The organism is Bacillus sp. FSL R7-0646, from assembly GCF_037969865.1.
Classification (GTDB): Bacteria; Bacillota; Bacilli; order Bacillales; family Bacillaceae; genus Bacillus; species Bacillus licheniformis.
This window is the reverse complement of the sequence record NZ_CP150217.1, coordinates 168,483-181,254: the sequence shown is the minus strand read 5'-3', so window position 1 is coordinate 181,254 and position 12,772 is coordinate 168,483. Positions and strand designations below refer to the sequence as shown.

Sequence of the window (12,772 nt, the reverse complement as noted above, 5' to 3'; positions counted from 1 at the left end):
CAAGCTGAAGCGCAGTTCATCTGCGCTTTATTTTATTTCGGCGTTCAGATGTTTAGAACCTAATTGAAACAAAATTTTAATATTTATCTTTTGTCATTGAAATTATATTCCAGCCATAATATACTGAAAATTAAGAAATATATGCATTTTATGATCAGGAGGATTTGTCGATGGAAAACAGCCATTTAGGTTCCTTAACAACCGAACGCCGCAATGAAAGATCCAAGCGCATTCACCAGGCAGAAACGATCGATATGTTGAAAATCATGAATGATGAAGATAAAACGGTAGCCGAAGCTGTACAAGAAGTCTTGCCCGATGTTAAGACCGCCGTTGACTACGCCGTCGGGTCGTTAAAGAAAGGGGGACGGATCATCTACATCGGTGCCGGTACAAGCGGGAGGCTCGGCGTACTTGATGCAGCTGAATGCCCGCCGACATTCAGCATATCTCCCGAGTCGGTCATAGGCATCATTGCAGGGGGAGAAAAAGCTTTGTACAATGCCGTCGAAGGCGCTGAAGATCATGAGGCTTTTGGCAGACGGGATTTAGAAGCCGTTAACCTCTCAAACAATGATACCGTAATCGGAATCGCCGCCAGCGGCCGAACTCCGTACGTCCTAGGCGCCCTGAAGTATGCCAAGAAAACAGGTGCCAAGGCCATATCGCTGACATGCAATGAAAACTCGGCGATCAGCCAGGCGGCAGATCACAGCATAGAAGTAGTCGTCGGCCCTGAAGTCATTGCCGGATCGACGAGAATGAAAGCCGCAACCGCTCATAAAATGATTTTAAACATGATCTCAACGGCGGCCATGATCAAAATGGGGAAAGTCTATGAAAACCTCATGGTAGATGTAAAAGTAAGCAATGACAAATTAAAGGAGCGGGCGATCCGCATCATCCAAACGGTCACAGGTATGCCAAAAGAAACAGCGGCGCAAGCATTGGAAATGTCCAATAACCAAGTCAAAACCGCCATCATCATGCTGAAAACAAACGAAGATGCAGCCGCTGCAGAAAAACTGCTGGAGAAATCAGAAGGCGATATTGAAAAGGCCCTATCCATTTATGAAAAATCTTAAATAAGAAAGGAAGAAACAATGGCTGCAGGAGGATTGGAAATCATTCAGAATATGCTTCACAAATTGCCGCAATCTGAACGAAAGCTTGCCGAATACATTTTGAAAAACCCCCACGAGATCGTAAACGGCACCATTCAGGAGGTGAGCTCTTCGGCAAAGACAAGCGGGGCGGCGGCGATACGGCTCTGCAAATCTTTGGGGCTGAAAGGCTTTCAAGATTTAAAAATGAGAGTCGCCGGTGATTTAATGAAGCCGTCTGATCAGGGATACCGGGATATCGAACCACAGGAGCCGCTCCATTCAATCGTTCAAAAAACAACCAGCAATTCGATTCAGGCGATTCGCGATACCTTTGAAAACATTGACCACGAAGAACTTCAAAAAGCGATTCAAATATTGATCAACGCAGAAACGGTTCATTTTTGCGGGATCGGGGCTTCAGGAATCGTCGCACAAGACGCCCAGCAGAAATTTTTGCGCATCAATAAAAAGGCCACCGCTTTTAGTGATATGCATCTTGTTGCGACATTAATCGCCAATGCCGGCGAGAATGACGTTCTGTTTGCTATATCCCATTCAGGAGAAACACAGGAAATCGCCAATGCAGTCAGGCTCGCCAAAAAACATGGTATTAAAACCATTGGGCTGACGCGGTTGGGACAGTCTGCTGTCGCTTCATTAAGCGATATCGCCCTGTATACGTCATGCTCAAATGAAGCGCCGTTTCGCAGCGCCGCCACCTCCTCTCGTTTAACTCAGCTTTACATGATTGACTTACTGTTTTTAGGCATGGCCGCAGAGCGCTACGAGGACATCATTCAGTATATTGATCAAACAAAAGCGGCCATCCGCATGATGGGAATTTAGCGAATTGTAAAAAAGGGGGATATAAAATGAGCGATGAGAAAAAATATGCCGGGCTGGCAAGACTGATTTTACAACACATCGGCGGCCCGTCTAACGTCGCAGATCATACCCACTGTATGACGCGCCTGCGCATCACGCCTGTCAACAGTCAAAAAACCGACATCGACTCGATCAAAGCGCTTGAAGGCGTGATCGGCGTAGTTGAGGAGGAAACGCTTCAGATTATCCTCGGCACAGGCGTTGTACAGCACGTATCAGACGAGTTCGGGAAGCTGCTTAAATCCGCAGAACACGTTGACTTAAAAGAATCCGCAGCCAAACATAAAGCGGAGATTTCCAAGAAAAACGCGACGCCTTTCAAGCTGTTTCTCCGACGAATCGCAAGCATTTTTATACCGCTGATCCCCGCTTTGGTCGCCTCAGGCTTGATTACCGGAATCACCAAAGCCGTTATCCAGGCTGGCTGGCTCGCGGAAACCTCACAAACCGCGATTATTTTAACGGTAATAGGCTCAGGTCTATTTACGTATTTGGGTATCCTGGTGGGGATCAATACGGCGAAAGAATTCGGCGGCTCCCCCGCACTCGGCGGATTAGCCGGTATTTTAATCATTAACCCCGCCGTTGGTGAAATTTCACTTTTCGGTGAAGCGCTTTTGCCGGGACGCGGCGGTTTAATCGGCATTTTATTCGCAGCTGCATTTATCGCTTTTCTCGAAAAACGGGTCAGGCGCCTTGTACCTCACTCACTCGACATCATCATCACACCTACAGTCTCCCTTCTTATCACAGGAATCGTCACCTACGTTGTCTTCATGCCTGTCGGCGGCTTGATTTCCGACGCCATTACGTCAGGTCTTCTCGCCATCTTAGATCTTGGGGGCATTATCGCCGGCTTTGTACTGGGCGCCACCTTCCTTCCGCTCGTCGTAACCGGACTTCATCAAGGACTGACACCCGTTCATATGGAATTAATCAATTCAATCGGCGATGACCCGCTGCTGCCGATTTTGGCCATGGGGGGCGCAGGACAAGTAGGCGCCGCTTTTGCGATCTATTTCAAAACGAAAAAAGCAAAGCTAAAAAGAGCCATTGCCGGCGGACTGCCGTCAGGCCTGCTCGGCATCGGCGAACCGCTCATATTCGGTGTAACCCTTCCGCTCGGACGTCCGTTTTTAACCGCGTGCCTCGGGGCCGGAGTAGGCGGAGCATTTCAAGCGTATTTCAAAATTGCGACCGTATCGATAGGCGTATCAGGGCTCCCTTTGTCGTTTTTGGTTCATACCCACCAAGTTCTTTTGTATATTCTCGGTTTGTTTATTTCCTATGCTGCCGGCTTTGTCTTAACATACTCCTTTGGTTTCAAGTACGATATGGCAGTTGAATTTGATTAAACGTTTGTTTAAAATTTCCCACTATGCAATTTTTAACAGAAAGGAGTGAAGCAAGCTGAAAAAGTTTATGATCAGTGCGGCCGCGTCCCTATTGCTGCTGACATGCTTTTTTCCGCTTCCGTCCACAGCACAGACTGCCATCGGGAACGAGACAAAACAGCGGCTGACATATCCTGTTTTAACGAAAGCGAAAACGCCTGAAGAAGCCGGTTTTTCTTCGAAAAAGCTTAAAGCTGTGGACCGTCTGATCGAACAGGATGTCAAAGCGGGCTTTCCCGGCGCTGCCCTTATTTTGATTAAAGACGGAAAAATCATCAAAAAAGAAGTCTACGGCTACAAGCAGAAATACAACGGCCTCATAGCGCTCAAACATCCAAAAAAAATGAAAGCAAACACGATGTTCGACCTAGCCTCCAATACAAAAATGTATGCCGTCAATTTTGCCTTGCAGCATTTAGTGAGCACCGGAAAGCTTGACTTGAACAAAAACATTTCTCAATATCTCCCTGATTTCAAAGATCACCCGGAAGACGATGTAAAGGGAAAAAACCGGCTCCGCGTGATTGATTTGCTTCATCATAACGCAGGCTTCCCTGCAAGCTGGAATTATTACGACCCGAAATCAGCCGGACACCTCTACTCTCAATCACGGAGCAAAACGCTTGAATATCTTGTGAAAACCCCCTTGGCATATGAACCCGGCACAAAGCAAATTTACAGTGACATCGACTATATGCTCCTCGGGCTGATCATTGAAAAAATCACAAACGAGCGTTTAGATACCTTTGTTGAAAACCGGTTTTACCGGCCTCTCGGATTGCGGCATACTTTGTTTAATCCGCTCCAAAAGGGCTTTAAACGGTCGCATTTTGCAGCTACGGAACGATTGGGAAACACCAGAGACGGCACCATTTCGTTCCCAAACATCAGAACTTACACACTTCAGGGGGAAGTCCACGATGAAAAAGCATTCTATTCAATGGAAGGCGTTTCTGGGCATGCCGGCCTGTTTTCCACCGTTGACGACGCAGCAGTGCTCCTTCAAGTCATGCTGAACGGCGGCGGTTACGGAAGACAGCATCTATTCAGCAGTTCTGTCATTTCACAATTTACAGAGCCGTCAAAAACAAATCCCACATATGGACTAGGATGGCGGCTCAACGGCAATACCGATATGGAGTGGATGTTCGGCAAGCACGCCAGCAGCAAAGCATACGGCCATACCGGCTGGACGGGAACGGTTACTATCATTGATCCCGTGTATCAAATCGGCATTGTGTTGTTAACCAATAAAAAGCACTCTCCTGTTATCAACCCTAAAGAAAACCCGAATCAATTCGAAGGTGATGAATTTGCAACCGGAAAGTACGGCAGCGTCATTACAGCTGTTTACGAGGCGTTACATCACCAATAGGAGGCGACCCTTTATATGAAAAGATTTCTTCAATGCGCGTTGATTGCATTGCTGTTATCGTCTCTCGCTTTGCAGCCGGCCGCTCGCGAAGCAGAAGCAAAACAGCGTCCGGAACAAAACATCAAACAAATGGTCAGCAGCATGTCGCTTGAAGAGAAAATCGGGCAAATGCTGATGCCTGACTTTAGAAACTGGAAGAAAAAAGGGGAATCGAGCGCCAAAGGATTAACAGAAATGAATGACGAAGTTGCTGGAATCATTGAAAAATACCGGCTCGGGGGCGTCATTCTTTTTGCTGAAAACGTCACAGGCACAGAGCAGACTGTACGGTTAACGGACGGCCTGCAACAAGCGAGCCCTGACATTCCGCTCTTTATCACGATCGATCAGGAAGGCGGGATTGTCACGAGACTCGAATCAGGCACAAACCTGGCCGGCAATATGGCAGTCGGAGCATCGAGAAGCAGCAAAAACGCCTTCAGATCAGGAAAAATCATCGGAAAAGAATTATCATCACTGGGCATTAACGTGAATTTCAGTCCTGTACTTGATGTCAACAACAATCCCGACAACCCTGTCATCGGCGTCCGTTCTTTCAGTTCCAAGCCTGAGCTGACTTCAAAGCTCGGCATCCAGATGATGAAGGGCCTTCAGGACGAGCAAATGATCGCCACAGCAAAGCACTTTCCCGGACACGGCGATACAGCGGTTGACAGTCATTACGGATTGCCGCTTGTTCCGCATAATGAAAAAAGGCTGAGAAGTGTTGAACTTGCGCCATTTCAAAAGGCGATCGATGCAGGTATTGACATGATCATGACAGCGCATGTCCAGTTCCCCGCCTTTGACGATACTACCTATAAAAGCAAAAAAGACGGCGAGGACATCATGGTGCCTGCTACGCTTTCCAAAAAAGTCATGACAGACCTTCTCCGCAAAGATCTCAGCTTTAAGGGCGTTGTTGTAACAGACGCTTTAAATATGAAAGCCATTTCTGATAATTTCGGACAGGAGGAAGCCGTCGTCATGGCTGTTAAAGCAGGAGTCGACATCGCACTCATGCCCGCGCAAGTCACATCGCTTGAGACCGAAAAAAATCTGGCGCGTGTATTCGAAGCTCTTCTGACAGCCGTTAAAAATGGGGATATCCCCATGGAACAAATCGATCAGTCGGTGGAGCGAATCCTTCAATTAAAAATAGACCGAGGCATCATAGATCACACCGGCTCCGAACCGCTTCAGAAAAAAATCAAATACGCCTTGAAAACGGTCGGCAGCAGCAAACACATGAAATACGAAAAGAAAATGGCAAGGGATAGCGCCACTATCCTTAAAAACGACAAAAGCACCCTGCCGTTTAAACCGAAAAAAGGGGACACCGTCCTCATTCTCGCTCCATATGAAGAGCAAACAGCAGCAATCGCAAAGACCATCAGCAAAATAAGGAAAAACATCAAGGTAGTCGAATACCGCTTTGCAGAAAAAACGTTTGAGGAAGAGATTCAAAAGAAAATTGACGAAGCCGATTATGTCATCACAGGATCATACGTCATCAAAAACGATCCGGTTGTGAACGACGGTGTCATTGATGACAGCATTCAAGACTCAAGCAAGTGGGCAACCGCTTTTCCGCGCGCCGCCATGAAATACGCGCAGGCCAACGGAAAAAAATTCGTCTTAATGAGCCTGAGAAACCCTTATGACACGGCAAATTTTGAAGAAGCCGAAGCCGTGATTGCGGTATACGGCTTTAAAGGCTATGCAAACGGACGCTTCAGGCAGCCGAATATCCCGGCCGGAGTGGAAGCCATTTTCGGAAAGGCAAAGCCTAAAGGAACATTGCCCGTAGACATTCCTTCAGTCACGCGCCCCGGGGAAACCCTTTACCCGTATGGCTACGGATTGAATATTAAAAACGGCAAGCCGCTTCACAAAGGAGGGTCATGATGGGAAAAAAAGCAATCTGGCTGCTTGCTGGAATGTTTGTCTTCAGTACACTAACCGCAGCAGCTGCCTTTCCGGACAAAGAAAAAAAAGCAAAGGTCTCACCGGGTATTGAAGTGCTCATGAACAAAAAAAGCATATTAAAAGGAAAAAGGGTCGGTCTCATTACAAATCCAACCGGTGTCAATTCGACATTAACAAGCAGCATCGATTTGCTTCACCAAGCCCCCGGTATTGAGCTGACCGCTCTCTATGGTCCAGAGCACGGTGTAAGAGGAGACGCTCAAGCCGGTGACAAGGTTGACTCTTATATTGATGAAAAAACCGGTCTCCCCGTCTACAGCCTCTACGGAGATACGAGAAAGCCGACACCGGAGATGTTGAAAAACGTTGACGTCCTGCTATTTGATATCCAAGATGTCGGAACACGGTTTTACACTTACATTTACACTATGGCATATGCGATGGAAGCGGCAAAAGAAAATGATATTCCATTCATCGTCCTTGACCGCCCAAACCCGCAAAACGGCTTAAAAGTTGAAGGGCCTGTCCTAGATCCGGATTATTCTTCATTTGTCGGAATGTATCCCGTCCCTCTAAGTCACGGAATGACGGCAGGAGAATTGGCAAAGCTGTTTAATGATGAATTTAACATCGGAGCCGACCTAACCGTCATAAAAATGAAAGGCTGGAAGCGGCAGATGTTCTTTGAAGACACCGGTCTTCCTTTCGTCCTGCCTTCCCCGAACATGCCGACGCCGGATACGAGCATCGTCTACCCGGGCACAGGTTTAATTGAAGGAACCAACATGTCAGAGGGAAGGGGCACGACAAAGCCATTTGAATTGATTGGTGCGCCTTACATGAAAAGTACGGAGCTCGCCGAAAAATTAAACGGTCTGAAGCTGCCTGGCGTCAGATTCAGAGCCGCCTCCTTCAATCCGACATTTTCAAAGCATCAGAATAAACTGTGCCACGGGGTGGAGCTTTACGTGACCAACAGGTCCGCTTTTAAGCCTGTAAATACCGGTATTGCGATCATCAAAACCGTCCATGACCTCTACCCGGACGACTTTGAGTTCCTCCCTTCAGGCAATTTCAACCGTCTGATCGGGAACGGATGGGTCAAAACAATGATTGAGCAAGGCGCTTCAATTGATGAAATCGCCAAAAAATACGAAGCAGAGCAAAAACGGTTTATGAATATCAGAAAGAAGTATTTGCTTTATTAGGAAGAGCGGGAGCCGCTCTTCTTTATTTTTGATTAGACTGTTCAATCATTCCCATCTCATGTAAGATATGTGAAACTGCGTCTTATTAGAGGGGAGATACTTCAGATGGATTTTTATCTTGTGGATGTGTTTGCAGAAACAAAATATACAGGAAACCAGCTCGCTGTTTTTAAAGCAGAAAAGAACCTATCAAGTGATGAAATGCAAAAAATAGCCAGGGAAATCAATTTTTCCGAGACTACTTTTATATTGGGAAAACAGGGAAACGGCGGGTACGATGTCCGAATCTTCACCCCGGAAAAAGAAATTCCGTTTGCAGGACATCCAACGCTGGGCACAGCGTTTATCATTAAGAATGAAATCGAAACTGAACCATCTTCTAATGTCATTTTAAATGTAACAGCAGGCGCAATACCGGTGACGTTTGAAAAAGGTGCTGATCAAATCATTTGGATGAAGCAAAATCCGCCCGTGTTTAACCGAACCTTTGATAAAGAAATGATGGCGGGGGTAATTGGAATCGACACATCTGATATGGATTCGAATTTCCCGATACAGGAGGTTTCTACAGGGCTTCCAGCGGTTATCGTACCGTTAAACTCGTTAAATGCAGTTAAAAAATGCAAAATCAACAAGGATCGGTTTGAAGCTTTCATGAAAGAAACAGAAGCAAGTCTGCTCGTTTTTACTACCGAAACATATCATGAACAAAACCACATCAATGCACGAGTATTTTGCGACTGTTTCAGCGTTCCTGAAGATCCGGCAACAGGAAGCGCAATCGGGGGTCTCGCAGGGTATTTACTGCATCACGGCTATTTTAATCAACACTACCTCAGCATAAGGGCTGAACAAGGATTTGAAATAAACCGCCCTTCCCTGCTTCATCTTGAAGCCCAAATAACGGAAAACAGCACAGAAATTCACGTCGGGGGAAACGTCCACCTGATCGCTAAAGGAAGTTGGCAAATTTGAACACAACTTTGAATATCAGAAAGAGGCACTTGCTGACGTCCGGCGAAAAGCAACCACTAGCCAAATCACATTCACAATCGCTAACAGAACGCAAAGACCTGCGACACCCAGTAATGCAGAAGCATTTCCGCCAATAGCGCCAATCAACACAAACACTGGACTCATAGTCAGCGTGATGATTAACCCAATTCCGCAAAGAACAGCCATTACAAACTTCATTGCATCAAACCCGGCCATATAAACAGCGAGGGGCAGCATATAAAAGAGCAAAACGGTTCCGATTGCCGCCCACATCCCCAAAGTGCCAAACTCATTAGCATGAGGGCCTGAATGAGCGAGCGGAGAAAGTGAAGCTGCGACTATCATAGAACAAAACAGAAAAGCGGAGATTAAAGTCCAGATCATTACACTTACTCTATTGGTTTTCATTATATTTAACTCCCGCAAGATCTGAGTCTGCCAACTATGAGGGCAGACTCGTCTTTTTGTCCAAATGATGCGCTTTTTTCAGCTCGCTTCTTGCAAGCAAATGCCCAAACAGCGCGGCCAGAATCTGTTGGAACAGCATGCCAATGACAACGGGCACCGCCACTTGAGGCGGAAAAAAGCTAGTGGCCAACACAGCGCCCGCGCTAATATTCCGCATTCCTCCAGTAAAAATTAAAGCCACGATTTCCTCCTGGGGCCGCTTCATCAGCCGTCCTATCAGCCAAGCTGTCAGGTAGCCTGTAAATGCCACCAAAAAGACCGTAACGGCTATCGTTAAAAACTTTAAATCGACGTTTTTAAGGTAAGGAGCGACCACCGAGCTGTTAATCGCCACTACGGCGGCTAACCCGACTTTCGAAAACGGAGCACAATTTGCGCTTAATCGCACTGTCCGCTCCGGCGTTGAAAATTGATTGACGAGCATTCCCAATAAAGAAGGAATCACAATCATTCCAACTAACCCCTTCATCATGCCGATGACATCCATTTCAACATGCGCCCCGGCCAAGATGGAAAGACTGAATGGAACAATAAAAGGCGAAAGAATCGTGTCCACTAAAATAATTGACAGGGTTAAACCGATGTTACCTTTATACATTGCAGCCCAAATCATGCTCGTAATACCCGTCGGAATGACAACACCAAGGGTAAGCCCTGTAATCGTCAATGAATCCCCGCTAAACACAAGATGCCCCGTGCTCCATGCCAAAACAGGCATAAATATGTGCAAAACAAATAAAGCGAGAAACATCGGCAAGGGATGAGCCACCGCTGTTTTCAGCGACTGAAAATTTGCTCCCAGGCTGCCGGCAAACGTCATAAACGCAAAAATCCACGGCACAAGACTCGCCAGCCCATTTAAATAATCTGCAAGCAGTACTCCGCTGACAACGCTTAAAGGCGTCAGCAAAGGCATAATCTTACCAAGTGTTTTATTGATTGTCTGAAGCATAGATGTAAAACGCCCGCTCTCTTTAAATCGAATTTACATTCATTATAACAAAAGATGGAATATCAAAACAGGAAGGGAATACAGAAAGAAGGCAGGATGATGGTGAAGCTTTTAAGCATAATGGGCTGAATTTCTTTTTTTATATGGGAACACGGACAAAATGGACTCTATTTTAAACATTCTGATCTGTTGTTTTTGGAAGCAAAATGCTTTCACATAACCGTTTTTTATTTCTTTCACAAGAATCGCCCGCTTAGAAAAACCGCTTTTTTTCATGTATATGATTTCTACCGGAATGCCGTCTTCCATGGAACGATACAACAGCTTATTCATCGTCTCACCTCACATTCTATTTTATACGAACATTTGTTCTTGATCAAGTGTAAACAAAATGTAAATTTTGGCATTATTCGAGTTCATGTATGAAAATATTAGCATTTTGAAGAAACTTTTTAAGGGGTTATTGCGTCAGTAAATACGTCACATATAAAAGAAGGAGTACCCGACATGGCAAGAACATACAGAACGCGAATAAAGAAAAGAAAAAAGCAGAAAACAAAAAGAAGGCTTATCATATTTTCCTTTTTGGTTGTTTGTGGATTAATTTATCTTGCACTTCCAAGCGGTATGCGAGATCACCAGGAAAACCAATTGCAAGCAACTGAAAAAAAGGCACAGCCTGAAGCAAAGAAAAAGCCAACACAAAATGAAACAAAAAAGAGCAAAATCGTCACAAAAAATGATAATGCTCAATTGGATCAATATTTGAAAAGCATTGGATTCAGCGGCACAGCATTGATCGTAGAAGATGGAAAAGTGGTGACAAGCAAAGGGTATTTATATGCAAACCGCGAGGAAATGGTTCCCAATACACCAGATACCGTCTTTTATGTGGGGTCATCACAAAAAGCGATTATTGCAACGGCAATTTTACAGCTGGAGGAAAAAGGATTGCTATCTGTAAATGACCCTGTTTCTAAGTATCTTCCCAATTTTCCAAACGGCTCAAAGATCACCCTTTATCATTTCTTGACGCACACATCCGGAATTAGGGGTCACAAAGAAGGCCGCGGATATATTTCGCCGGAAGATTTAATTAAAGATATCGAAAAACGGGGTGTAAAATACCCAACAGGGAAATGGGATTATAGAGACTCCAATTACTCGGTTCTGGCATACATTGTTTCCATGGTAAGCGGTGAACCAGTCGACCAATACATCAAAAAGCATATTTTTAAACCTGCCGGTATGAAACATGCAGGCTTTTATAAAACATTTGCTAAAGAGTCAAATCCATCGACAGGATATAAATTAAACCTGCAAAAAAAGCTTTATACGCCTGACATGCCGGATTTATCACAGCTTTACGGGGCCGGTGATATTTATATGACCGCTTATGACATGTATTTGTTTGATAAAGCACTTTACGAAAGAAAAATCATTTCCAATGAAAGTTTTATGAAAATGTTTACGCCGAATAAAGCAACATACGGCATGGGCTTTTATGTGTCTCCAGGAAGCTATTCAAGCCACGGTGTCATGCCCGGCTACAACATATTAAACAGTTTCAGTCTGACAGGGAGCAGATACGTCATTCTATTTTCAAACATCCAAAACAACATTAAGTCTTTTGGCAGTGTGAATAATCGGATCTTCTCTATTTTAAATGGATTTTGAACAGCAGAGAAAGTTTTTACAGCTAAAAGGGATTTTAATTATAAATGTAGAAGATAGATGATAAATGAATTTTCAATATAAAGGAAGGTCGTCATGTCATTATTAACGCTTAGCAAAATCGTGACCATTATAGGCGTTGCTGCATTATTTATATGGACTTTTAAAGACTCAAAACAGCATGAACCTGATACGTTAAAGTACGCAAGTTATATGTTGTCTCTTCTTGTCTTTGAAGTCACACTGAACGTTTTATGGGGATAAAAATAAAAGCAGGCATTTAGCCTGCTTTTATACATTCAATAAGTCTAAAAGCAAAATATCGCAAAAACAAAAAAAGCTTTCCCCACAACAGGAGAAACCTTGTCATATCAACGTATTCACTTAAGCTTCCAAGCGGGCTCGAACCGCTGACCTCTTCCTTACCATGGAAGTGCTCTACCTGCTGAGCTATGGAAGCATTGGCTCCGCAGGCAGGATTCGAACCTGCGACCGATCGGTTAACAGCCGATAGCTCTACCACTGAGCTACTGCGGAATAAGAAAAGCTTCAATTCATGCAGGGTAAAGATATATAACAGCTTGGCGGCGTCCTACTCTCACAGGGGGAAGCCCCCAACTACCATCGGCGCTGAAGAGCTTAACTTCCGTGTTCGGCATGGGAACGGGTGTGACCTCTTCGCTATCGCCACCAAACTATGCCTTCAGGACGAAGGTACTGGGCGTTCCTCACAGGATGTGAGGGCC

General features: G+C 45.2%; 11 protein-coding genes, 2 tRNA genes and 1 rRNA gene. 8 read left to right on the top strand and 6 right to left on the bottom strand.

Annotated features, from left to right (window positions below):
- The first annotated feature begins 170 nt into the window (after positions 1-170).
- From murQ to MKY62_RS01000, 7 genes are all read left to right on the top strand, one after another.
- The gene (gene murQ / locus MKY62_RS01030) at positions 171-1,085 is read left to right on the top strand and encodes an N-acetylmuramic acid 6-phosphate etherase (RefSeq protein ID WP_003178433.1); all 915 of its coding nucleotides are present in this window, start codon (positions 171-173) and stop codon (positions 1,083-1,085) included.
- 18 nt (positions 1,086-1,103) lie between these two features.
- A complete protein-coding gene (locus MKY62_RS01025; protein WP_003178432.1) occupies positions 1,104-1,952 on the top strand; it encodes a MurR/RpiR family transcriptional regulator in 849 nt (282 codons plus the stop codon).
- A gap of 26 nt (positions 1,953-1,978) precedes the next feature.
- Positions 1,979-3,346, top strand: a complete 1,368-nt coding sequence (locus MKY62_RS01020) for a PTS transporter subunit EIIC (RefSeq protein ID WP_003178430.1) — start codon at positions 1,979-1,981, stop codon at positions 3,344-3,346.
- Between the two features lie 55 nt (positions 3,347-3,401).
- The gene (gene pbp4b, locus MKY62_RS01015) at positions 3,402-4,760 is read left to right on the top strand and encodes a penicillin binding protein PBP4B (protein WP_025807241.1); all 1,359 of its coding nucleotides are present in this window, start codon (positions 3,402-3,404) and stop codon (positions 4,758-4,760) included.
- Between the two features lie 15 nt (positions 4,761-4,775).
- Entirely contained in the window at positions 4,776-6,707 is a 1,932-nt protein-coding gene (locus tag MKY62_RS01010) for a glycoside hydrolase family 3 protein (RefSeq protein ID WP_011197482.1), read from the top strand.
- Positions 6,707-7,936, top strand: coding sequence for a DUF1343 domain-containing protein (locus tag MKY62_RS01005; protein ID WP_003178423.1), 1,230 nt, complete (start codon positions 6,707-6,709; stop codon positions 7,934-7,936). The genes MKY62_RS01010 and MKY62_RS01005 overlap by 1 nt, the downstream gene beginning before the upstream one ends.
- 105 nt (positions 7,937-8,041) lie before the next feature.
- Positions 8,042-8,911, top strand: a complete 870-nt coding sequence (locus tag MKY62_RS01000; protein WP_003178421.1) for a PhzF family phenazine biosynthesis protein — start codon at positions 8,042-8,044, stop codon at positions 8,909-8,911.
- Between the two features lie 15 nt (positions 8,912-8,926).
- On the opposite strand, the gene MKY62_RS00995 is transcribed toward MKY62_RS01000, so the two are convergent.
- The 3 genes from MKY62_RS00995 to MKY62_RS00985 form a co-directional block, all read right to left on the bottom strand.
- The gene (locus tag MKY62_RS00995; protein WP_003178418.1) at positions 8,927-9,340 is read right to left on the bottom strand and encodes a DUF5391 family protein; all 414 of its coding nucleotides are present in this window, start codon (positions 9,338-9,340) and stop codon (positions 8,927-8,929) included.
- 34 nt (positions 9,341-9,374) lie between these two features.
- Complete coding sequence (locus MKY62_RS00990) at positions 9,375-10,316, bottom strand: bile acid:sodium symporter family protein (RefSeq protein ID WP_085959545.1); 942 nt, start codon at positions 10,314-10,316, stop codon at positions 9,375-9,377.
- 147 nt (positions 10,317-10,463) lie between these two features.
- Positions 10,464-10,685, bottom strand: coding sequence for a hypothetical protein (locus MKY62_RS00985; protein ID WP_003178414.1), 222 nt, complete (start codon positions 10,683-10,685; stop codon positions 10,464-10,466).
- Between the two features lie 174 nt (positions 10,686-10,859).
- Here MKY62_RS00985 and MKY62_RS00980 point away from each other — a divergent pair, with 174 nt between their 5' ends.
- On the top strand, positions 10,860-12,029 hold the full coding sequence (locus MKY62_RS00980; RefSeq protein WP_003178412.1) for a serine hydrolase domain-containing protein: 1,170 nt from the start codon (positions 10,860-10,862) through the stop codon (positions 12,027-12,029).
- Between the two features lie 384 nt (positions 12,030-12,413).
- On the opposite strand, the gene MKY62_RS00975 is transcribed toward MKY62_RS00980, so the two are convergent.
- From MKY62_RS00975 to rrf, 3 genes are all read right to left on the bottom strand, one after another.
- Positions 12,414-12,486 (bottom strand) — tRNA-Thr (locus tag MKY62_RS00975).
- 2 nt (positions 12,487-12,488) lie between these two features.
- Positions 12,489-12,563: transfer RNA gene (locus MKY62_RS00970), tRNA-Asn, on the bottom strand.
- Between the two features lie 42 nt (positions 12,564-12,605).
- Positions 12,606-12,721 (bottom strand): 5S ribosomal RNA (gene rrf, locus MKY62_RS00965).
- Between the last annotated feature and the right edge of the window lie 51 nt (positions 12,722-12,772).

Bases quoted from the DNA above. Each gene is read 5' to 3' on its own strand.
- MKY62_RS01000 (WP_003178421.1), top strand. From the start codon at position 8,042: ATGGATTTTTATCTTGTGGATGTGTTTGCAGAAACAAAATATACAGGA.
- MKY62_RS01020 (WP_003178430.1), top strand. From the start codon at position 1,979: ATGAGCGATGAGAAAAAATATGCCGGGCTGGCAAGACTGATTTTACAA.
- MKY62_RS00995 (WP_003178418.1), bottom strand. From the start codon at position 9,340: ATGAAAACCAATAGAGTAAGTGTAATGATCTGGACTTTAATCTCCGCT.
- MKY62_RS00980 (WP_003178412.1), top strand. From the start codon at position 10,860: ATGGCAAGAACATACAGAACGCGAATAAAGAAAAGAAAAAAGCAGAAA.
- MKY62_RS00990 (WP_085959545.1), bottom strand. From the start codon at position 10,316: ATGCCTTTGCTGACGCCTTTAAGCGTTGTCAGCGGAGTACTGCTTGCA.
- murQ (WP_003178433.1), top strand. From the start codon at position 171: ATGGAAAACAGCCATTTAGGTTCCTTAACAACCGAACGCCGCAATGAA.
- MKY62_RS01025 (WP_003178432.1), top strand. From the start codon at position 1,104: ATGGCTGCAGGAGGATTGGAAATCATTCAGAATATGCTTCACAAATTG.
- MKY62_RS01010 (WP_011197482.1), top strand. From the start codon at position 4,776: ATGAAAAGATTTCTTCAATGCGCGTTGATTGCATTGCTGTTATCGTCT.
- MKY62_RS01005 (WP_003178423.1), top strand. From the start codon at position 6,707: ATGGGAAAAAAAGCAATCTGGCTGCTTGCTGGAATGTTTGTCTTCAGT.
- MKY62_RS00985 (WP_003178414.1), bottom strand. From the start codon at position 10,685: ATGAATAAGCTGTTGTATCGTTCCATGGAAGACGGCATTCCGGTAGAA.